Annotated in this window: 18 protein-coding genes and 1 pseudogene; 9 read left to right on the forward strand and 10 right to left on the reverse strand. The window is 73.5% G+C overall.

The features are described 5' to 3' along the window. Positions 1-250: 250 nt before the first annotated feature. The 3 genes from ACETWP_RS11485 to ACETWP_RS11495 are packed head-to-tail and all read right to left on the reverse strand — an operon-like array spanning position 251 to position 2995. A complete protein-coding gene (locus ACETWP_RS11485) occupies positions 251-1669 on the reverse strand; it encodes a class II fumarate hydratase (protein WP_373972389.1) in 1419 nt (472 codons plus the stop codon). 49 nt (positions 1670-1718) lie between these two features. After that, positions 1719-2357, reverse strand: coding sequence for a carbonic anhydrase (locus tag ACETWP_RS11490; RefSeq protein ID WP_373972390.1), 639 nt, complete (start codon positions 2355-2357; stop codon positions 1719-1721). A gap of 29 nt (positions 2358-2386) precedes the next feature. Then, the gene (locus tag ACETWP_RS11495) at positions 2387-2995 is read right to left on the reverse strand and encodes a DUF4245 domain-containing protein (RefSeq protein ID WP_373972391.1); all 609 of its coding nucleotides are present in this window, start codon (positions 2993-2995) and stop codon (positions 2387-2389) included. Positions 2996-3104: 109 nt separating this feature from the next. Between ACETWP_RS11495 and glpX the strand changes: the two genes are divergently transcribed. Next, positions 3105-4127, forward strand: coding sequence for a class II fructose-bisphosphatase (glpX, locus tag ACETWP_RS11500; RefSeq protein ID WP_373972392.1), 1023 nt, complete (start codon positions 3105-3107; stop codon positions 4125-4127). 64 nt (positions 4128-4191) lie between these two features. Here glpX and manA read toward each other — a convergent pair whose 3' ends face one another. The 4 genes from manA to ACETWP_RS11520 are packed head-to-tail and all read right to left on the reverse strand — an operon-like array spanning position 4192 to position 8844. After that, positions 4192-5481: a mannose-6-phosphate isomerase, class I gene (gene manA / locus ACETWP_RS11505; protein ID WP_373972393.1), complete on the reverse strand. Its 1290-nt coding sequence runs from the start codon at positions 5479-5481 to the stop codon at positions 4192-4194. 7 nt (positions 5482-5488) lie between these two features. Beyond that, positions 5489-7117, reverse strand: a complete 1629-nt coding sequence (locus ACETWP_RS11510; protein ID WP_373972394.1) for an LCP family protein — start codon at positions 7115-7117, stop codon at positions 5489-5491. After that, on the reverse strand, positions 7114-7656 hold the full coding sequence (gene purE, locus ACETWP_RS11515) for a 5-(carboxyamino)imidazole ribonucleotide mutase (protein WP_373972395.1): 543 nt from the start codon (positions 7654-7656) through the stop codon (positions 7114-7116). The genes ACETWP_RS11510 and purE overlap by 4 nt, the downstream gene beginning before the upstream one ends. Next, positions 7657-8844 carry a 5-(carboxyamino)imidazole ribonucleotide synthase gene (locus tag ACETWP_RS11520; RefSeq protein ID WP_373972396.1) on the reverse strand — a complete coding sequence of 396 codons (1188 nt, stop codon included), beginning with the start codon at positions 8842-8844 and terminating at the stop codon, positions 7657-7659. Positions 8845-9030: 186 nt separating this feature from the next. Between ACETWP_RS11520 and ACETWP_RS11525 the strand changes: the two are divergent. Beyond that, positions 9031-9525 (forward strand): annotated as a pseudogene (locus tag ACETWP_RS11525) (GtrA family protein); the annotation flags it as partial. Positions 9526-9807: 282 nt separating this feature from the next. Here ACETWP_RS11525 and ACETWP_RS11530 read toward each other — a convergent pair. Next, positions 9808-10557 (reverse strand): TIGR03089 family protein, encoded by a 750-nt coding sequence (locus ACETWP_RS11530; RefSeq protein ID WP_373972397.1) that lies wholly within the window; start codon positions 10555-10557, stop codon positions 9808-9810. Positions 10558-10857: 300 nt separating this feature from the next. Between ACETWP_RS11530 and ACETWP_RS11535 the strand changes: the two genes are divergently transcribed. Genes ACETWP_RS11535 through ACETWP_RS11545 form a run of 3 tightly spaced genes read left to right on the forward strand, consistent with a single transcriptional unit; the run spans position 10858 to position 16603 of the window. Continuing rightward, positions 10858-11394: a WhiB family transcriptional regulator gene (locus ACETWP_RS11535; RefSeq protein WP_373972398.1), complete on the forward strand. Its 537-nt coding sequence runs from the start codon at positions 10858-10860 to the stop codon at positions 11392-11394. Next, on the forward strand, positions 11394-14999 hold the full coding sequence (locus ACETWP_RS11540) for a glycosyltransferase family 2 protein (protein WP_445012765.1): 3606 nt from the start codon (positions 11394-11396) through the stop codon (positions 14997-14999). The genes ACETWP_RS11535 and ACETWP_RS11540 overlap by 1 nt, the downstream gene beginning before the upstream one ends. Then, complete coding sequence (locus ACETWP_RS11545) at positions 14996-16603, forward strand: DUF5719 family protein (RefSeq protein WP_373972400.1); 1608 nt, start codon at positions 14996-14998, stop codon at positions 16601-16603. Before ACETWP_RS11540 ends, ACETWP_RS11545 begins: the two co-directional genes overlap by 4 nt. Before the next feature lie 22 nt (positions 16604-16625). Here the strand turns inward: ACETWP_RS11545 and ACETWP_RS11550 are convergent, their stop codons facing one another. Continuing rightward, entirely contained in the window at positions 16626-17138 is a 513-nt protein-coding gene (locus ACETWP_RS11550) for a metallopeptidase family protein (RefSeq protein ID WP_373972401.1), read from the reverse strand. 90 nt (positions 17139-17228) lie between these two features. On the opposite strand from ACETWP_RS11550, the gene ACETWP_RS11555 reads away from it, so the two are divergent. The 3 genes from ACETWP_RS11555 to ahcY are packed head-to-tail and all read left to right on the forward strand — an operon-like array spanning position 17229 to position 19327. Then, entirely contained in the window at positions 17229-17621 is a 393-nt protein-coding gene (locus ACETWP_RS11555) for a DUF3499 domain-containing protein (RefSeq protein ID WP_373972402.1), read from the forward strand. A gap of 17 nt (positions 17622-17638) precedes the next feature. Further along, entirely contained in the window at positions 17639-17833 is a 195-nt protein-coding gene (locus tag ACETWP_RS11560) for a hypothetical protein (protein ID WP_373972403.1), read from the forward strand. Between the two features lie 6 nt (positions 17834-17839). Beyond that, complete coding sequence (gene ahcY / locus ACETWP_RS11565) at positions 17840-19327, forward strand: adenosylhomocysteinase (RefSeq protein ID WP_373972404.1); 1488 nt, start codon at positions 17840-17842, stop codon at positions 19325-19327. A 9-nt stretch (positions 19328-19336) separates the two neighbouring features. Here the strand turns inward: ahcY and ACETWP_RS11570 are convergent, their stop codons facing one another. Further along, positions 19337-20146 carry an RDD family protein gene (locus ACETWP_RS11570; RefSeq protein ID WP_373972405.1) on the reverse strand — a complete coding sequence of 270 codons (810 nt, stop codon included), beginning with the start codon at positions 20144-20146 and terminating at the stop codon, positions 19337-19339. 135 nt (positions 20147-20281) lie between these two features. On the opposite strand from ACETWP_RS11570, the gene ACETWP_RS11575 reads away from it, so the two are divergent. Beyond that, a complete protein-coding gene (locus ACETWP_RS11575) occupies positions 20282-21274 on the forward strand; it encodes a stage II sporulation protein M (RefSeq protein WP_373972406.1) in 993 nt (330 codons plus the stop codon). Positions 21275-21278: the final 4 nt, after the last annotated feature.

A 21278-nucleotide genomic window follows, 5' to 3' on the forward strand; every position in this document is an offset into this window, starting at 1 on the left:
TGACGCGTCCCGCGCGCTACGCTGCACGGCCTCGAGCCGCAGCGCCTCCTCGCCGTCGACCGCCTCGCCCCGGGCCACCATCCCGGAGGTGTCGGATAGCGGCACGGTCACCGAGCGATGGACCCGCCGTCGGCCCCCGCGCACGAGAGGTCGCCCCCCGACATGGCGACGGAGCCGGCGGGTCGCCCCGAGCGGGGACCCGTCGGCTCCGTGGATGCCGACGTCGGCGGCCGCTCCGGGCCGCCCCGCGCTAGGTGCCCGCGGGCGACGTCATGGTGGTGACGTCGAGCGCCGTGTCCAGCTGCTCCTCGGTCAGCTCGCCGCGTTCGACGAAGCCCAGGGCGATGGTCGCCTCGCGCACGGTCAGCCCCTCCGCGACGGCCTTCTTAGCGATCTTCGCCGCGTTCTCGTAGCCGATGTGCTTGTTCAGCGGGGTCACGATGGACGGCGAGGCCTCGGCGAGGAAGCGCGCGCGCTCCACGTTCGCGGTGATCCCGTCGACCATCTTGTCGGCCATCACGCGGGACGTGTTGGCGAGCAGGCGGATGGACTCGAGCAGGTTCGCGGCCATCACGGGGATGCCGACGTTGAGCTCGAACGCGCCGTTGGTGGAGGACAGCGAGATCGTGGTGTCGTTGCCGACCACCTGCGCGGCGACCATGATGGCGGCCTCGCAGATCACGGGGTTCACCTTGCCCGGCATGATCGAGGATCCCGGCTGGAGGTCCGGGAGGGCGATCTCGCCGAGCCCGGTGTTCGGCCCGGAGCCCATCCAGCGGAGGTCGTTGTTGATCTTCATGAAGGAGTACGCGATGGTGCGGAGCTGTCCGGACGCCTCGACGAGGCCGTCCCGGTTGGCCTGCGCCTCGAAGTGGTTCCGCGCCTCGGTCAGTGGCAGGCCGGTGTCCGCGGCCAGGAGCTCGATGACGCGGGCCGGGAAGCCGGCGGGGGTGTTGATGCCCGTGCCGACGGCGGTCCCCCCGAGGGGAACCTCCGCGACGCGCGGCAGCGAGGAGTGGATGCGTTCGACGCCGTAGCGCACCTGCGCGGCGTAGCCCCCGAACTCCTGCCCGAGCATCACGGGCGTGGCGTCCATGAGGTGCGTCCGCCCGGACTTGACCACGTCCTTGAACTCCTCCGCCTTGCGCTCCAGGGACTCCGCCAGGTGCTCCAACGCCGGGACGAGGTCGCCGAGCAGGGCCGACGTGGCGGCGACGTGGACCGAGGTGGGGAAGACGTCGTTGGAGGACTGCGACGCGTTCACGTGGTCGTTGGGGTGGACCACCTTCGCGCTGCCGCCGTCCTTCAGCGCGCGCGTGGCGAGCTCGGCCAGCACCTCGTTGGTGTTCATGTTCGAGGACGTGCCGGACCCGGTCTGGAAGACGTCGATGGGGAAGTGGGCGTCGAATTCGCCGGTGGCGACGCGGTCCGCCGCGCCGGCGATGGCCGCGGCGATGTCGGCGTCGATGACGCCCAGCTCGGCATTGGCGCGCGCCGCGGCCTTCTTCACGCGGGCGAGCGCCTCGATGTGCTTGCGTTCGAGGGTCTTGCCGGAAATCGGGAAGTTCTCGACGGCGCGCTGCGTCTGCGCCCGGTAGAGGGCGTCGGCCGGGACCCGGACTTCGCCCATGGTGTCGTGTTCAATGCGGAAGGCGTCGGTTGTCTCCATGGGCTTACCCTACGCCCGGCCCGTGGCGCGCCCCAAAGGCGGCCCCTTCCTACAGTGCGCCGAACCCCGAAACCATCTCCGCCTGGCCCTCGGCGAGGCGGTAGGTCACGCCGATGACCGCGGTGTGGCCGTCGTCGACCGCCGTCGAAATGAGCTTGGAGGCGTCCACGATGCGCCGCGTGGTCTCCTGGACGTGCTCGACGACCGTGCTGTTGATGTCGTGGATGCCGTTGCGGTGCGCCGTGATGACGGAGGGCGTGATCCGCTCGACGAGGTCGCGGATGAAGCCCGGCGGCATCGTGCCGGTTTCGAAGGACTCCATCGCCGCGGTCACGGCGCCGCAGCTGTCGTGGCCCAGGACGATAATGAGGGGCACGTTGAGCAGGGCCACGCTGTATTCCAGGGAGCCGAGCACGGCGTCGTCGATCACGTGGCCCGCGGTGCGGACGACGAACACGTCGCCGAGGCCGACGTCGAAGATGATCTCCGCGGCGAGCCGGGAGTCCGAGCAGCCGAAGATCACCGCGAAGGGGTTCTGCTGGGCCACCAGCGAGTGGCGGCGCGGCGCGTCCTGGTTGGGGTGTTCGGTGGAACCCTCGACGAACCGCCTGTTCCCCTCGCGGAGGCGCCGCCACGCGTCGGAGGGGGTCAGCGTTTCGGGGGTGCCGGGGGCTTCGTCGTCGTGCATGGTGACAACACTAGCGGCCGGGGGCGGCGCTACGGCGCCGGGGACGGCTCGAGCCCGCGTGTGACGGCGCGCGCCGCCGCGTCCAGGTCCTCCCACGAGGTCTCGCCGGTGAGCATCACGGTGGAGCCGCCGCTCTCCAGCACCAGCGTCCGCAGGCCCGACTTGTCGCGGAGCTCCCACGTGGTCCCGTCCACCGTCCGGTCGCCGGTCACGGGCGCGCTGTCGCTGTGCTGGGCGATCCACGTGGGATTGGCGTCGGCGGTCTGCCGCAGCCAGACGAAACCGCGGTCGCCCGTGACGAACCCGACCTCCCAGTAGTCGATGCCGTCGGCGCTGCCGGAGTTCCAGCGGGCGAAGTTCGGGTACCAGCCCTCGGGCATCTCCGGCGAGACCGGGGCGAAGTCCGCGGCCTGTCCCGCCTGAGCGGCGACGGTCGCGACGTCGACATTCGGCTTGTAGGTGTTCTCCGTGCTGCCCGGGTTCAGCGCGATGACGGGGACGACGACCGCGAGCGTCAGGAGGACCGAGATGATCATGCCCTTCAACGACTGGTTGGCGCGTTTGGCCTGGGACGCGGTCAGCACCGGTTTGGCCGGCGCCTCCGGGGCTTCTGGGGAGGGGTTCGGTGCATCACTCACCCCTCCATTGTCCCCGATGTTACGAACCCTCCCGCACCGCCGCCCCCTGCGGATATGATCGGAGCTGTCGCCTACCGGCCCAAGTAACCACTCGAAGACGAGGACCCCCGTGCCAGAAGCCACGAACTACGCCCACCTGTCTCCCCGGTTGTCCGTCGGGGACGCCGAACCGGACCGCAACCTGGCCCTCGAACTGGTCCGCGTGACCGAGGCCGCCGCCATCGCCGCCAGCCCCTGGGTGGGCTTCGGCGACAAGAACTCGGCCGACGGCGCGGCCGTCGACGCCATGCGTTCGCTGTTGTCCACCGTCTCCTTCAACGGCGTCGTGGTCATCGGCGAGGGCGAGAAGGACGAGGCGCCGATGCTCTACAACGGCGAACGCGTCGGCGACGGCACGGGCCCGGAGGTCGACGTGGCGGTCGATCCCATCGACGGGACGCGGCTGACCGCGCTGGGCATCAACAACGCCCTCTCCGTGCTCGCGGTCGCCGAGCGCGGGACCATGTTCGACCCCTCCGCCGTGTTCTACATGGAGAAGTTGGTCACCGGTCCGGACGCCGCGGAGCTCGTGGACCTCCGCCTGCCCGTCAAGCAGAACCTGCACCTGATCGCGAAGGCCCAGAACAAGCGGATCAGCCAGATCACGGTGTGCATCCTGGACCGCGAGCGCCACCAGCCGCTGGTCGAGGAGATCCGGGCCGCCGGCGCGCGCACGAAGTTCCTCATGGACGGCGACGTCGCCGCGGCGATCGCGGCGACCCGCGAGGGGACCGGCGTCGACGCGCTCATGGGCATCGGCGGCACCCCCGAGGGGATCGTCACCGCCTGCGCCATCAAGAGCCTGGGCGGCGTCATCCAGGGCCGGCTCTGGCCCAAGGACGACGAGGAGAAGCAGCGGGCGATCGACGCCGGCCACGACCTCACGCGCGTCCTGTCGACCAACGACCTGGTCACCAGCGACAACTGCTACTTCGCCGCGACGGGCATCACCGACGGCGACCTGCTGCGCGGGGTCCGCTACCGCGGGGAGCGGATCGTCACGCAGTCGATCGTCATGCGCTCAAAGTCCGGCACCATCCGCACGGTCGAGGGCGAGCACCAGGCCCGCAAGTGGGAGGCGTACACCCGCTAGGGTTCGCCGGAACGACGGCGGGCGCCGGACCCACGGGTCCGGCGCCCGCCGTCGTCCGTGCGCGCTACGGGAGTGTCACCGCGAAGGCGACGGCCTCCGCGGCGCCCATCCGCTTGGCCATCACGGGGCTCTCGCCGGCGCCGACGAACACGGCGTCGCCGCTGCGCAGCCGCTCGTCGCCGCGCGGGCTGTCCAGGAGCAGCTCGCCGCGGACGCACACCACGACCACCGGTCCGTTCTGCGCCACGGGCACGTCCCCGCCGGCCATGCCGTCCCCGGCGTCCGATCCGGCGCCGTCCCCGTTGCCCGCCAGGCGGATGCGCTGGAGCTGGAACTCCTCGAACGGCGGCCGGTAGAGCTCCTGGCCCAGCCCGGTCGCCTCGGCCGCGAGGTGCGGCACGGGGAGGGCGCGGAACTCGACCGTCGCCAGGAGCTCCGGGAGGTCCACGTGCTTGCCGGTCAACCCGCCGCGCAGCACGTTGTCCGAGCTGGCCATCACCTCGATCCCGAGGCCGCGCAGGTAGGCGTGGACGTTGCCGGCGGGCAGGTAGACGGCCTGCCCGGGCTCGAGCGAAACGTGGTTGAGCAGCAGCGAGACCACGACGCCGGGGTCGCCGGCGTGGTGCGCGGCCAGCGCGGGCAACTCGGCGAGGCCGGGGTCGGAGGCGGCGAGGGCCGGGTCGGCCTCGACGGCCGCCGCGGCCGCCGCGACGAGGGCCACGACGCCGGGACCGCCCTCCAGCAGCGTGGTGAAGGCCGAGCGCAGGTCCCCCGCGCGGAGCGCGGACGCGGCCCGGCGCGCGGTGTCCGCCGCGGCGCCGGCATCCCCGCCGCCGGCCGGCCCGGACCCCACGCCGCGCGCGACGGCGGCGGCGAGCCGCTCGAACAGGCCCGCCGACTCCGCCGCCTCGCGGAAACCGCAGAGGGCTACGAAGGGCGTGAGGGCGAAGATCATCTCCGGCTTGTGGTTGTCGTCCCGGTAGTTGCGGTCCGGCGCGGCGCGTCCGACGCCGGCGGCCTCCTCGGCCGCGAAGCCGGAGCGGGCCTGTTCGCGCGAGGGATGGACCTGCAGGGACAGCGGGGCCCCCGCGGCCAGCACCTTGGCCAGGAACGGCAGGCGGCCGAACCGCTCCGCCGCCTCGCGCCCGAGCGTCCCCTCCGGGTCCGCCGCGATCAGCTCGTCCAGCCCGATCGGGCTGCCGTCCGGGCCGGCGGTCGTCGAGGGGGAGTCCGGGTGGGCGCCGATCCACAGCTCGGCCTCCGGTGCGCCGCCGGGTTCCCTGCCGAACAGCTCGGCGATGGCGGTGCTCGAACCCCACGGGTAGTCGCGCACAACGTTGGTCAGGCGATGCATGGGTCTCCTAGGGTGTCGAGCACTCGTCGTTGGTGGAGGCGATCAGCGAGATGAGGTCCGTCTGGCCCGTGAGCTCGAGCTGGATCAGGTAGTCCTCGGTGATGGGGGAGCCGTCCGGCTGGGTCGTGGGCGCCTCGCTGGCGCCGGATTCGATGCTCGCCGCGGTCGACGGCGCTGCGGCGGTGGTCGTCGCCGCCGCGGCGCCCCCGGAGGTGGCGGACGCGGACGCCCCGTCGTTGGCCGGCGTCGACCTCGCGGGCGCGGAGGACGCGGCGGGCGCGGCGCCGGAGGCCTCGAGCAACAGCGCGTCCACGCGCTGGCGGATGCGGTCGAAGTCCGGGTACGTCGAGAAGCGCTCGGCGCTGGTGCCGAAGTCCGGCGCCCCGAGCGTGAGCCGCTCGAACGGCGTCTTGCGGGACTTGTCGGCGAGGTTGAGGAAGCTGCCGAGCTGGTCCTGCGGGATGTTGGTCTCCAGCAGCTGTTCGCCCGCGGACATGATCCCCGAGAAGCGGGTCAGCACCGTCTGCGGGTTGAACTGGTTGACCATCGCCTGCTGGAGGCACTGCTGCCGCCTGATCCGGTGGTAGTCGGTGGTGAAGTACCGGGAGCGGGCGTACCAGAGGGCGTCGTCGCCGCTCAGGTTCAGTTCACCCGGCGGGAACCAGCGCGTGCGGACCGGGATGTCGTCCCGCGGCGCGCCGCGGTAGGGCACCCATCCGCCGGAGTCGACGCGCACGCCGCCCATCGCGTCGATGAACGCCGCGAAGCCCGCCATGTCGATGAGCACGTAGCCCTGGACCGGCAGCCCCGTGATGCCCTCGGCCGCGTCGAGCATGGCCTCGGCGCCGGCGTTGGAGCCCTCGGGGAAGAGGTCGGCGTACTGGTTCTCCACCGTGGGGTAGAGCGCGTTCATGATGCACTCGTCGCCGCAGTTGAACCCGTCGGGGAACACCGCACGCAGGGGCGAGGACTCGGGGAACGGCGCGTTCTGGAAGTTGCGCGGGATCGAGATCACGACGGTCTTGCCGGTCTTCGCGTCGACGCTGAAGACAGCCATGGTGTCCGGGCGCAGGCCCGTGCGGTTCGCCCCGGCGTCGCCGCCCATAACCATGATGTTGTAGCGGCCGTTGACCGGCTCGAACGCGGGCCCGGAGGCGAAGACGTTCTGGATGGTTCCCCGCCCGGTGTTCAGCACGTGGGCCCCGTAGCCGAGCACCCCGCTGGTGGCGAGCACCAGCACGGCGGTGGCGGCGGCGGCGAACGCCCGCGCGCCCGGCGCGAGGAGGCGTGGACGGATGATCACAAGCGTGTTGACGAACAGCACGAGCCAGCCGACGGCGAGCAGGCCCAGCACGACGGCGAGCGCCAGCTGGACGAGCGGCCGGGCCAGCACCTCGATCAGGATGCCGCGGTCCACGAGTGCCACGGCCAGCACGGCCAGCAGCACGAACCAGCACGAGAGGGTCACCACGAGGGCCTTGCGGCCCAGCGACCGGTTGCCGGCGACGACCTGGGCGCCGCCCGGGACGAACACCGTCAGCAGGAGCAGCACGAGGGCCCGCTTGGTGCGCGTCCGGCTGGAGGCCGCCTCCGGATGCCGCACCGGATCGGTCATGCTCTGTCGGGGCTGGCTCATGCCGCGGGCCCGCCCCCGGCTTCCCCGGCGACGGCGCGGCGCAGCGAGGCGCCCTTGTCCGCGGCGACCCGCCGCAGGTCGCCGGCGAAGTCGACGAGCCGGGCACGCAGGCGCTCCGCCTCGTCGCCGCTGCCGGCGGCCAGGATCCGCGCCGCGAGCAGGCCGGCGTTCCGGGCACCGCCGATGGACACGGTCGCCACGGGCACGCCCGCCGGCATCTGGACGATCGAGAGCAGGGAGTCCATGCCGTCGAGGGTCTTCAGCGGCACGGGGACACCGATCACGGGGAGCGGCGTGACGGAGGCCAGCATGCCGGGCAGGTGGGCCGCGCCGCCGGCACCGGCGATGATCACGCGCACCCCGCGCCCGTGCGCCCGCTTGCCGAAGTCGATCATGTCCTCGGGCATGCGGTGGGCGGAGACGACATCGGCCTCGAAGGGGATCCCGAACTCGGCCAGCGCCTCGGCCGCGAGCCGCATGACCGGCCAGTCCGAATCGGACCCCATCACCACGGAGACCACGGGGTTCTCGTGCGACATCTAGACGGCTCCTTCGGTGGGGTGCGTGGGTTCCTGGGCGGGCCCGCCGCTGATGATGCCGGCCACGCGCTCGGCGCGGGCGCGCACGGAGTCCGCCGGCTCGCCCGGCTCGCCCACCACGTTCACGTGGCCGATCTTCCGTCCGGGACGGACCGACTTGCCGTACGCGTGCACCTTGGCGCGAGGCTCGGCGGCCAGCGCGCGGGCGAAGGCCGCGAAGAGGAACAGGTTTGCGCCGCCGAGGTAGTTCTTCATCACGCTGACGTGGCCGAGCGCAGACGTGTCCCCGAGCGGGAGGTCCAGGACCGCGCGCAGGTGCTGCTCGAACTGGCTCGTCACCGAGCCGTTCATCGTCCAGTGGCCCGTGTTGTGCGGGCGCATGGCCAGCTCGTTGATCACGAATCCGGCCCCGCGCCCGGGCGTCTCGAAGAGCTCGGCGGCCATGACGCCCGTGACGCCGAACTCGGCGGCGATGCGCAGGGCCGCGGAGCGGGCGGCTTCCGCGGTGGACGGGTCGAGGCCCTGCGCCGGCGCGATGACCTCGTCGCAGACGCCGTCGACCTGGATGGTGTGGACCACGGGCCAGGCCCGCGCCTCGCCGGAGGGGGTCCGGGCCACGAGCGCGGAGAGCTCGCGGGCGAAGGGGACCTTTTCCTCGGCCAACAGGTCGCCGGAGCCGAACCAGTCGGCGCACCGGTCCGCCGCGACGGCGTCGTCGACCATCCGCACGCCCTTGCCGTCGTAGCCGCCGCGGGGCGTCTTCAGGACCACCGGCCAGCCGACGCGTTCGCCGAAGGCGACCAGTTCCGCGACCGAGGCCACGCGCGCCCACTCGGGGTTGGGCAGGCCGAGCCGCGCGATCGCCTCCCGCATGACGAGTTTGTCCTGCGCGTGGATCAGGGCCTCGGGCCGCGGCTGCACGTTGACGCCCTCGCCGATCAGCGTGCGCAGGTGCTCGTTCGGGACGTGCTCGTGGTCGAAGGTCAAGACGTCGACGCCGTCGGCGAACCGGCGCAGCGTGTCGAGGTCGCGGTAGTCGCCGACCGGGGCCCGGGGCACGGCGGAGACCGCCGAGACGTCCGGGGCCTCGGCGAGAATACGCAGATCAAAGCCGAGGTTGACCGCCTCGGGCGCCATCATTCGGGCGAGCTGACCGCCGCCGACCACACCAATCACAGGAAACTTCACCCACCCAGCGTACCGAACGGGCACCCCCGCCAGTCCGCGCGGCCTGCCCCGCGCCCGGCTTTCTTGGGAAACGCCCAGCCACGGGGCCTAGAATGGGGGGTTGGTTGCGTCCCCGCCCGGGCCCCGACCGCGGCGCGCACCGGGAACCGGTGCCGATGCCGCCCCAATTTCTTCCTGTGGAGGGTCATGCTCAAGGAGTTGTTCCAGAAGGCGCGCGGATTGTTTTCGCTGCTCTGGCGCGAAGTCATGAAGTTCGGCGTGGTCGGCGGTATCGCCTTCGTGATCGACACCAGCATCTTCCTGTGGATGATGAACGGCCCCATGTCCGACTCGGAGGTGAAGGCGAAGGTGGTCGCCGGCGTCGTGGCCACGATGTTCTCCTGGGTGGCGAACCGGTTGTGGACCTTCCGCCACCGCCGGCGCGCGTCGGTGGTCCGTGAGCTGCTGATGTTCCTCCTCATGAACGGCATTGGCCTGTTCATCGCGGCCGCCTGCGTCTGGATCGCGAAGTACTGGATGGGGCTGACGGACAAGACCAGCCTGTTCATCGCCGGCTCCGTCGTGGGACTGGTGCTGGGCACCATCTTCCGCTTCTTCGCCTACCGGTTCTGGGTGTTCACCGAGGAGCTCGACGCCGAGCCCGCCTTCGAGCGCGACCGCGAGCTCCTGCATCGCGAGCACGCCGACGCCGCGGGGGAGCGTCGCCCGGGCCGCCACGAGCGCGGCCAGCACGCCGAGCACGGTTTCGCTGCCCACGTGCCGGGACCGCACCCGTCGGGACCCCGCGGGCCGGGCGCCGACGACGATCGGGCGCCCCGGCACACCGCCGGTTCCCCGACCGCGGGCGTGTCGGCGGCGGGGGCCCCGACGACGGGTGGCGACGCCGGCGATGCTGCGGGGTCCGCCGGGCGCCCGGGCGCCTGAGTGTCGTGGCGTCCGGGCACCGGGTCGCCGGGGCGCCGACTATGGGGCGAGGACCCTCGCGACGCGCTCGGAGGCCCTGAGGCGGTCCGTGGCCTGCGCGCCGTCGCCCAACAGGACCAGCGCGTCGCCCCCGCCCCACACGGCCAGGGCCTCGCGCAGGGCGCGCCTTAGGGACGCGCCCGGTCCCAGGAGGGCGTTGCCGGACGCGTCCCCCTCCGCGGGGGAGAACAGCGTCGCGTAGTCCACCGCGCCGCGCGCGTCGCGCAGCGCGGAAGCGCCGCCGTCGACGGGTTCGGCGAGGTAGTAGTCGCCGAACGCGCGGACCTCGGCCGCGTAGTCCAAGGCGCCCGCGGGGGCGGGGCCGGGGAAGGCCAGGGCCATCGCCCCGAGTGCCACTGCGATGACCTCGGCGCCGGGATGCCCGGCCGCGGCCGCGAGGGGATCGTCCGAGGCGACGACGTCGACGCGCGCGGCGGGCGGCGACGACGTGCCGGGCGCGGCCCCGGTGGGTTCGAGGACGAGTTCGGCGCCGGTGTGCAGCGCGCCGAACGCGAGGGCCAGGGACTTCCAGTGGGCGGGCAGGCGGAGGGCCACCACGGTGCCGGGGCCCGCGTCGAGTTCCTCCGTCAGGAGATTGGCGCTCTTGGCCACCCAGTTGTCGAAGACGTGGCCGCTGAGCTCGACGCGCTCACCCGCCGCCCCATACCACACCAGCAGTGGCGCGGTGGAGTCGCGCACGCGGGCAAGCAGGTCGTCGGCGAAGGTCCGGGGTCGATTCTCGGCGTCCATGGGGGCTCCTGTTCGTTGCTGGCAAATGGCTGTGAGTCGCGAGGGCGGGGACACGCCGTCGGTTGGTGCCCGACGCCGGGCGTGGCGTGCCGCGATTCCGGTCGTTGGTTTCTATAGAATCACCGCTGCCACTTGACGCGCCCCGAGTTACACCAGTGTAATTAGGGGAAGAACCGGCTTGGTCCACGTCGAGGACTCGAGTCTCTGTCCCGGAAGCCCACACAAGGCGCGCGTCAGCGCGTCCTCGAGGCGCTCCGGGGTAGCCGGTTCACCACCAGTCAATCAGCGGAAGGGCGCATCATGGGGAACGCAGAGCGCATTCACGAACACACGTCGGCCGCACAGGCGTCGAAGAACTACGGAGCCCGCGGGGTGCCGTCGGACTGGTTCCTCGATCCCGCCGACGATGAGGGCGCGGAGCGGTTCCGGGAGAGCGCGGAGCTGTCCATGGAGGACCAGGCGACGGCGTTCCTCGCCGCGCACGAGTCCGGGCTCGGCGCGAACGTGGATCTGGCTCCCGTGCGTGAGCTGCCGCTCGATCGTCCGGCGCCCCAGACGCGCCCCGCGCAGCAACTGTGGATCGGCATGCCCGGATTCCAGGGCGCCGAGGACGAGGGCGAACTCGGCTGGCAGACGGAGGCGCTGTGCGCGCAGACCGACCCCGAGGCGTTCTTCCCGGAGAAGGGCGGCTCGACCCGCGATGCCAAAAAGGTCTGCGGCGCCTGCAACGTCCGCGCGGAATGCCTCGAGTACGCGCTGGCCAACGACGAGCGCTTCGGCATCTGGGGCGGCCTGTCCGAGCGCGAGCGCCGCCGGCTGAGGAAGCGAGCGGTCTGATTCACTCGCACGTCCGCGTCACCGCAGTCGTTGTTGCCCACGACGGAGCCCGGTACCTTCCCGGGACCCTCGAGGCACTGATCCACCAGACCCGGCCGGTCGACGTTTACCTGGCCGTGGATGCGTCCTCGTCGGACGATTCGGCCCGCCTGCTCCGGGAGTGGCTGCCGGAGGGCACTCCCATCGCGGCGGCGGCCGCCCGCGGCTTCGGCCACTCGGTCAACGTGGCCACCGAGGGCCGCCTGCCGGAGCCGTCGCCGCTCGTGCAGGACTGGATCTGGCTCATCCACGACGATTCGGCCCCGCGCCCGGACGCGCTCGAGCACCTGCTCGCCTCCGTGGAGACGACCCCGTCGGTGACGATCGCCGGTTGCAAGCAGGTGGACCGGGATGCGCCCCGGCACCTGATCGACGTGGGCCTGAGCATCAGCGGCTGGGGCGAGCGGCTGGCGATGATCGACGTGGACGAGCTCGACCAGGGCCAGTACGACCGCAAGTCCGACAGCTTCGCCGTCAACTCCGCCGGCATGCTGGTGCGCCGCGACGCGTGGGAGTTGCTCGGCGGCTTCGACCCGGCGCTCCCGGGACTCGGCGACGACCTGGACCTGTGTTGGCGCAACCGGCTCGCCGGGCACCGCGTCGTGGTGGTGCCGCGCGCGACCATGCTCCACGCCGCCGACGCCGTGCGCTCCGTGGCGGGCCCGGTGGCGTCGCGCCGCGCCGAGGTCTACCTGCGGCTCAAGCACGTCCCCGCCTGGCAGCTCCCCTTCGTCGCGGCCGGTGCCGTGTTCGGGGGGATTTTCCGCTTCTTCGCCAGCCTGCTCGCCAAGGACCCCGCGCACGCCGTCGGCCAACTCGGGGCCACGCTCGCGGCCGTGCTGTCTCCCGTGCAGCTGTTCCGCTCCCGCCGCTCCGCCGCCCGCACCCGCCGGGTCGCCCGCGGCATGGTCAGGCCCCTCGTGGTCCCGCGCCGCGACGTCTGGTCGCACCGGCGCCACCTGCTGGAGGGGGTCGAGGCCGACGCCGGCGCCACCGAGAACGTGGTGGGCGACGGCTCCGGGTCGACGTCCGAGGCGTCCAACCCGTCCGGCGACAACAACGACGACTTCGCCGCCCTGGCCGCCCCGCAACGGACCAGCGCGGGCGTCGGCGCCCTGCTGGCCGTCGCCGCGGCGCTGGCCGTCTCGCTGATCGGGCTCCGTGGGCTCATCGGGGCCCCGGCCGTCTCGGGTGGCTCCCTGTTGCCGCTCTCGCCCGGCCCTGCCGGCATCTGGTCCAACGCGACCGACTGGTGGCAGTCGCTCGGATCGGGGCGGGCGGGCGGCGGCGACCCGTTCGACGCGGTCCTGCTGTTCCTCTCCGTCCTGGGCCTCGGGCAGTCCAACGCCGCGGTCGTGACGCTCGTCCTGGCGGCGATGCCCCTGGCGGCGCTCCTCGCGTGGATCGCCTTGGGTGCCGTGACCGGCAGCCGCTCCGGACGCCTGCTCGGCGCGTTGCTCTGGGGACTGTCGCCGTCGCTCCAGGTCGCGCTCGGCTCGGGCCGGCCCGGTGCGCTCGTCGCGCATGTGGCGATACCGCTCGTTGCGTTGGGGGCGATCCGCGCCGTCGGAGCGGCCCGCGACCACGTCCACCTCGCCGGCCTGCCGGTGTCCGCCTCGCGCGCCGGCGTCCACGGTGTGCCGTCCTGGACCGCGGCGGCGGGGGCCTCCCTGGCGTTGGCGGCGCTCACCGCCGCCTCGCCGGCGCTGCTGGCGCCGGCCGTCCTCCTGACCGTCGGCTTCGCCCTCGGGCTCGGGCGCCGCGCGAGGGCACTCTGGTGGGTCCCGCTGCCCTCCCTGGCCCTGGCGGCGCCCCTGTTCGTGGCCGCGGCGGCGAACCCGCGGGTCCTCTTCGCCGATCCCGGCGTGCCCCGCCCCTTCGACGCCGCGCCGCTGTGGCAGCAGGCGCTGGGCTTCCCCGTGGCCTTCGACGCCGCGGCCTCCGTGCCCGGTCTGAACTGGGCCGCCGCGCTGGTGCCCGGCCCGTGGGCGCTGGCGGCCGCCGTCGTGGTGGGCGTGCCGGCGCTTGTCCTGGCCGCAGTCGGCGTCCTGCGCCCCGGGCGCCGGGGTCGGGTCGCGCGTGCCGCCTGGCTGGCCGGGACGCTCACGCTCGCGTCCGGCTACGTGGCGCAGTCCATCCCGTGGACCGTGGCGGAGGGCCGGACGACGGCCGCGTTCACCGGCCCGTTCGTCTCGATCTTCTGCTTCGGAACGCTCCTGGCCGCGGCCGTCGGATTCGATGCCCTGCGGGAGGCCCGCACCCGGAGCGCCCCGGCCTCCCGCGCCGGCACAGCCGGCCTCGCCGTCGCCGTCGTCGCGTCCGGGGCCGCCGTGGCCGCGGCCTCGATGCTGTGGCTGGCGCCGCGCGTCCTGGACGCGCCGCCGGCCCCCGGCCCGGACGCGGCGTCCCGGCCCGTCCTCGACTTCGGAGCGGCGCAGCAGGTCGCGCCGAGCCCGGAGCGGACCCTTCCCGCGACCGCGGCCGACCGCGGCTCCGGGCCGTTCGAGGACCGTGTCCTGGTCATCGAGCCCGGTGCGGAGTCTGCCCTGCGCGCGGGCCTTGCCGGCGGCACGGGAACCACCCTCGACGACCTCACCGCCATCGGCGCGGCGGATCGCCTGCACGGGCCGCTCCTCACCCCCGAACCGACCCGCGACGACGATGCCGGCGCCTCGTTGCGCGCGACCGTCGCGGCGCTGGTGTCCGGGGAGTCGATCGATCCGCGCGGGCAGCTGGCGCGGCTCGGTGCCTCCTTCGTGGTCCTGCGCGAGACCGGCGCGTCCAGCGCGTTCCTTGCCGGCCAGCTCGACGCCGTGCCGGGTCTCGCTCCGGTCGGCCTGACGGACTCCGGCTGGCTGTGGCGGGTCCAGCCAGAGGCCGCGATCCCGGGCGCGGACGGCTCGTCGGACTTCACGGCGCGCGTGCGCGTCGTGGACGCCTCCGGCACCACCGCGCGGCTGGTTGCGTCGGACGGCGCGCGCGTCGACGGCGTCGCGATCCCCGGCGGCGGCGCCGGCCGCCACGTGGTGCTCGCGGAGCGGGCGGATCCCGGGTGGAGCGCGACGCTCGACGGCCGCCCGCTGGCCCCGACGGCGCTCGGGTGGGCGCAGGCCTTCGAGCTTCCGGAGGGCTCCGGCGTGCTCGACGTCGGCTACGCGAGCCCGTGGGCCGCGCCGATCGCCGTGGGGCAGGCCGTGGTCTTCGGGGTCGTCCTGTTGCTCGTGGTGCCGATACCCCAGCGGAGGCGCTTTGCGCCCCGGCGGGTCGAGGAGTACCGCACGACGGGTACCGCCGAGAGCCTGCGCGATCTCGACGAGGGGGACGAGACGGACGACGAGGACGGCGGGGACGGGGACGGGTGGAACGAGGCGGAAGCCCGGCACGGCGCCGGCACCCCGTCGCGCGGCGCCGCCGGCGAACGGCCCGCCGCCCCGGGGGCGGCCGCGGACCAGCGGGACACCGAACCGCGGCGCCTTGACACCGAACCGCGGCGCCTTGACCCCGGACCCGCCGTCGCCGTCGGGGCGCGCCATTCCCGCACCGAGCACCCGGAGGACGCCCCATGAGCCCGCGCACCGTTCCGTCGACGGCACGCCGGTGGGCCGCGGCCGGGGCGGGCTCGGCGCTACTGGCCGTCACCGCCGCCGGGATCGCCGCCGCTTCCCTCCACGGGCCGTTGGCCGCGCCGCTGGAGCTCGGCATCCCCGCGGCCTCGGTTCCCGCGGGCGACTTCGTGGCGGAGTGTCCTCGGGATGTCCGGCTCCCCGCGGGCACCGCGGCGGAATCGGGGGCGACGGACCCGGACTTCGCCGCCGGGTCGGACTCCGCGCGGACCGCGGTGCGCGCGACGGTGCTCAGCGACGTCGCGGCGCGGATCCCCGGAGCCGCGCTGACCCGCGCCGACGGCACGGCGATCCGGCGCATCTCACCCGCCCTCCCGGAGGGCCACGCCGCGCAGGAGGCCGCCACCAGCGAGGAGGGGCTGTCCGGGTTGTCCGCGGTCTCCGTCTCCGGGATCGACGAGGCGCGCGCTGCCGTGCTGCGCGTCCAGCCGCTCGGTGGGCTCAAGTCCCAGGCGGGCATGGTGCGCAGCTACCTCGCCGGGGACGGGGACCTCGCCGGGCTAGCGGTGTCCCGTTGCCAGGATCCCGCGAACGAACAGTGGCTCGTGGGGGCCTCCACCCTGGTCGGCCGGACCGCGCTGCTGATCGTCTCCAACCCCTCGCCGTCCGCCTCCTCGGTCGACGTCGAGCTCTTCGGGGCGGAGGGGCAGGTCGAGGCCGGCGCCCTGCGCGGCATAGCGCTGGCCCCCGGCGAGAGCACGTCGATCGTCCTGGCCGGCGTGGCCGCCGGCGAACCGGCGCTCGGGGTGCGCATCGCCTCCGCCGGCGCGCCGGTCACGGCGGTCATCCAGCAGAGCGTCCTGCGCGGCCTGACCGCGGGGGGCATCGACTTCATCGAACCGGGAGCCCGGCCGTCGCAGAGCCAGGTCGTGCCCGGCGTGGCCGTCCAGTCCGCGGCCGCGACCGGCAAACTCACGGACCAGCGGGGCTACGCCGACGCCGCGCCCGAGCTGCACGTCGCGGTTCCGGGGCGGCAGGACGCCGTGCTGAGGGTCCGCGCGTTCGGCCCGGCCGGCGAGGTCCCGCTGCCCGGCGGCGGAGCGGCGACCGCAGCGGCGGGGACCACCGCCCGGATCGCGCTGGACGCGCTCCCGGTGGGGGACTACACGATCGCCGTCGAGGCCGACCAGCCGGTGGCCGCGGGGGTCCGGCTGGTCCGCGGCACGGCCGGCGAACGGCCGGTCGACGCGGCCTGGGCGTCGTCGGGCGAGCGGCTGGGCAGCCAGCACCTCCTCATGGTCCCGGAGCTCGCCGTGTCGCGCATCGCCTTCGGCGCCCCCGAGGGGGCGGCCGAGATCTCACTGCGGCCGGTCGCCGCGGACGGCACCATCGGCGCGGCTAGGACGCTGTCCACGGCGGCAGGGACCACGGCCGTGCAGGATGTGCGGGATCTGGGCGCCGGCACGGTGGCGGTCCTCGTCGGGGCCGGCGGCGACCCGGTCTACGCGGCGCAGGTGCTGACGGCCGGCGCGTCCGGCGTGTCCTCCATCGGCGTGCCCCCGGCGACCGGCGGGCGGCGCGACGTCGCGGTGGAGATCGGGCACTAGGCCCCCGGCGCGGCCGGGCCGGCTACTTGTGGCGGCGCGGCCACCGGCCGTAGCCGGGATCCACGTCCTCGGGCGCCATGGCCAGCAGCTCGGCGACGAGTTCCACGACGACGTCGTGCACAATGTCCGGGAGGTCGACGGGGCTGTCCGAAAGCTCCTCGACCGGGCGGCGGTACACCGTGACGCTGGCGGCGCGGCGCGGGGAGGCGGTGACGGTCGTCCCCAGCGGCACGCCGCGCCCCGCGGCCTCGGCCCGTTGCAGGGACTTGCGCCCGGGCACGAGGGCCACGGAGAAGGCAATCGCCGAGACCCGCGCGCCCCACAGTTCCTCGAGCCGCTCGGCCGCCTCGGCGACCAGGTCCTCGAAGCGCTCGAGCCGGGTGCGCGAGCCGGGCAGCTGGGGCAGCAGGAGCGGGCCGCGCAGGCCGCGGCCGTGGCGGTTGCGGCGGCGCCGCGCGAACGACCTGGCCCACGGCGCGTCGGTGGTCCGCTGTGGCTCGGCGTCGCCGAAGCCGATCGTGAATCCGGTGGGCATGCCACGAGCCTATCCAACGGACGGCGGCACCGGGAACCGGCAGGGCCCGCTTCCCCGGGAATCGGGCCCCCGGCGGGTACGCTTTTCCCCGTGGGATCCATCAGACTCTGTTCACGTTCCGCCTGCCGCACGCCGGCGATGGCGACGCTGACGTACGTCTACGCCGATTCCACGGCCGTGCTGGGCCCACTGGCCACGTACGCCGAGCCGCACTGCTACGACCTGTGCGAGACCCACGCGGGGAAGCTCACCGTGCCCCGCGGCTGGACCGTCATGCGCCTCGAGATGCCCGGACGCCCCCGACTGGAGCCCGACGAGCTCTCCGCCCTGGCCGACGCCGTGCGCGAACCCGCCCGTCCGGGCCCCGCGGCCCCCGCACCCTCCGGGGACGCGGCCGCGCGGAACGCGCCGGAGCCGCTCGAGCCCCCCGCGGACTTCGAGCCGGGCCGCCCGCACCTGCGCGTTCTGCGCGAGCCCCGCTGAGCCAATAAGCTGGGGGCATGGCCAACATCTCCCCGCAGCTCCTGGCAGTCCTGCGCTGCCCCGCGACCGGCTCCGCGCTGGTCCAGGTCGGCGACGAGCTCGTCGCCGCCGCCGGGGGACCGGACGGGACGCCCCCGCGCTACCGCATCCTCGAAGGCATCCCCGTCCTGCTGCGCCCCTCGGGCGCGGCCCCCCACGAGACCACGGAGTAGTCCCACATGACTTTCGATTACAAGATCGCCGACATCGGCCTGCACGAGGCAGGCCGCCACCAGATCCGGCTCGCCGAACACGAGATGCCGGGGCTCATGGCGCTGCGCCGCGAGTTCGGGCCGAGCCAGCCGCTCCGGGGTGCCCGGATCGCCGGCTCCCTGCACATGACGGTCCAGACCGCCGTCCTCATCGAGACGCTCACCGCCCTCGGCGCCGAGGTTCGTTGGGCGTCGTGCAACATCTTCTCCACCCAGGACGAGGCGGCGGCCGCCGCGGTCGTCGGCGACGGCACCCCCGAGGATCCCCGCGGCGTCCCCGTGTTCGCCTGGAAGAACGAGTCCCTCGAGGACTACTGGTGGACCGCCGAGCAGATCCTCACCTGGCCGGGCGCGGCCGAGAGCCCCGAGCTCGGCCCGAACATGATCCTGGACGACGGCGGCGACGCCACCATGCTGCTGCTCAAGGGCGCGGAGTTCGAGGCGGCCGGCGCGGTCCCGTCCGCGACCGAGGACGACCCCGAGGAGTACCGGCTGGTCCTGCAGACGCTGCGCCGCGCGCTGGCCGAGGATCCGCGGAAGTGGACGCGCACCGCGGGGCTGATCCGCGGCGTCACCGAGGAGACCACCACGGGCGTTCACCGCCTCTACCAGCTCGCCGACCAGGGGCTCCTGCCCTTCCCGGCGATCAACGTGAACGACTCGGTGACCAAGAGCAAGTTCGACAACAAGTACGGCATCCGGCACTCACTCCCGGACGGCATCAACCGCGCGACCGACGTGCTCATCGGCGGCAAGGTCGTCGTCGTCTGCGGCTACGGGGACGTCGGCAAGGGCGCCGCCGAGGCGATGCGCGGCCAGGGCGCGCGCGTGATCGTCACCGAGATCGATCCGATCTGCGCCCTGCAGGCCGCGATGGACGGCTACCAGGTGGCGCGGCTCGAGTCCGTGCTGGCGCAGGGCGACCTCTTCGTCACGACCACCGGCGGCAAGGGCATCATCCTGGCCGAGCACATGGCCGCCATGAAGAACAAGGCCATCGTCGGCAACGTCGGCCACTTCGACAACGAGATCGACATGGCAGGCCTCGCCCGCATCCCCGGGGTGCGCAAGGTCGAGATCAAGCCGCAGGTCGCCGAGTGGGTCTTCGACGGCGGCACCGGGGACGAGCGGTCCATCATCGTGCTGTCCGAGGGGCGCCTGCTGAACCTCGGCAACGCGACGGGGCACCCGAGCTTCGTGATGTCCAACTCCTTCGCCAACCAGGTCATCGCCCAGATCGAGCTCTTCACGAAGCACGGGGCGAGCGCGGACGGCGCGGAGGGCCCGGCGTACGCGAACCGGGTCCACGTCCTGCCGAAGGTGCTGGACGAGAAGGTCGCCCGCCTGCACCTGGACGCGCTGGGCGTGGAGCTCACCGAACTGACGAAGGAGCAGGCCGAATACCTCGGCCTCGACGTCGCCGGCCCGTACAAGCCGGACCACTACCGGTACTAGGCCGGGGCCCTAGGCCTGGGACTCGTCGAACGGAAGGCGGTGGAGGCGTTGCCCCACCGCCTTCTGGCGGTCCTTGACGGCGGTCAGGCGGCGGAGGTCGCGTCCGCGGCGCTCCGCCATCACCGCCATGAGGAACTCCTCGGGACCGGTCCCGGGCGGCGGGGACGGCGCGACATGGCGGTGGACCTCGGTCGCCAGGTCCGCGCCGACGCGGGCGCGCGATGCGGGGGTCATGGCCGGGGCCTGGCGCGCGAACCGCGACACCTTGGCGGCCAGCGCGTCGGGAATCCGCCCGAGGTCCGCGAGCTCGGCCCAGGGGCGCAGCCGCGGAGGCACCGGCACCGTCGAGGGGCGGAACTTCCGCCGGCGCTCTCGCATGGAGTACGTCCCCGCCAGCATGTCGCCCAGCCGCTTGCCGCGCTCGTTCGCGAAGGAGACGATCAGCGCCAGCGAGCCGAACAGGGCGACGATCTCCAGGAGGGCGAGCATCGTGCGGATGAAGGCGTGGCGGAACCGGATGGAGCCGCCGTCGTCCCGGACGATCCGCAGGCCCATGACCAGGCGGCCCAGCGACCTGCCCCGCGTCAGGGTCTCGACGGCGGTGGGCACGGCCACCAGCCAGAAGACGGCCAGCGCCACGAGCCATGCGCGGCCGGCCGCGGGGTCCAGGGTGGCGGCCGTCTCGGTGAGGGCGAAGGAACAGAGCAGCAGGCCCAGCCCGTACGCGGCGTAGTCGATCACGCTGCCGACGGCGCGCGGTACGAACGTCGCCTCCCGCAGCTCGAGCACCACGGCCTCGCCGGTGATGACGGTACTCACGCGTGTCCTTTCGCCGGTGTCCGGGCTCAGGGAGCCGCGCGCGCCCCGGCCGCCGGGGACCGGCAGACGGGGGATTCCCGGCGCGCTCCGGTCCCGCTCCCAATCTAGCGGACCGCCGCGGGTTAGGGTGGCACCGTGGATCTCGATGCTTTCGTTGCCGTGCACCAGGCTGACTGGCAGCGCCTGGACCGGTTGTCCGCGCGGCGCCGCCTCACGGGCCGCGAGGTCGACGAGTTCCTGGTGCTGTACGAGCGGGTGTCCACCCACCTGTCGATGGTGCGCTCCGTGGAACCGGAGGCGGTGGTCTCGGCCGACCTTTCCGCCCGGCTCTCGAAGGCCCGCACCCGCTTCACCGGTGCCCGGAGCGGCTTCCTCGAGGACGTCGCGCAGTTCTTCGTGGTGTCCCTGCCCGCCGCCCTCTACCGGATCCGCGTCGCCACCGTCGTGGTCGGCGTCCTCTTCTGCGCGGCGGCGCTGGCCTTCGGGGTCTGGGCCGGATCGTCCCCCGACGTCATGCGGGCCATGGGCTCCGACGAGGACCTGCAGGCGTACACGCAGCACCGCTTCGTCGACTACTACTCGGAGAATCCGGCGGCATCGTTCGCGGGGGCGGTGTGGACCAACAACGCCCTGATCGCCGCGCTCTGCGTCGCCTTCGGCATCACCGGGCTCTATGTCCCGTACGTGCTGTTCCAGAACGCCGCCGGCATCGGTATGGCGGGGGGGCTGATGGCCGCCCACGGTGAGCTGGACACCTTTTTCCTCTACATCCTGCCGCATGGTTTCATGGAGCTGACCAGTGTCTTCATCGCCGCCGCGGCCGGCCTGAGGATCTTCTGGGCGTGGGTCGCCCCCGGGCGCCGCACCCGCGTCGCCGCGCTGGCCAGCGAGGGGCGCGCGCTGATGACGGTGGCGCTCGGCCTGGTTCCGGTGCTCCTCGTGTCGGGGGTCGTCGAGGCGTATGTGACGCCGAGCCCCCTGCCGCACTGGGCGCGCCTGGGCATCGGCCTGGGCGTGCTGGCCGCCTATTGGGCCTACACGCTGGTCCTGGGGTCGCGCGCGGCCTCCGGTGGCGCCACCGGAGATCTGGACCCGTACGACGCCGGGGCAACGGCCCCGGTCGCCTGACACT

The sequence above is a fragment of the Arthrobacter halodurans genome, assembly GCF_041877255.1.
Classification (GTDB): domain Bacteria; phylum Actinomycetota; class Actinomycetes; order Actinomycetales; family Micrococcaceae; genus Arthrobacter_N; species Arthrobacter_N halodurans.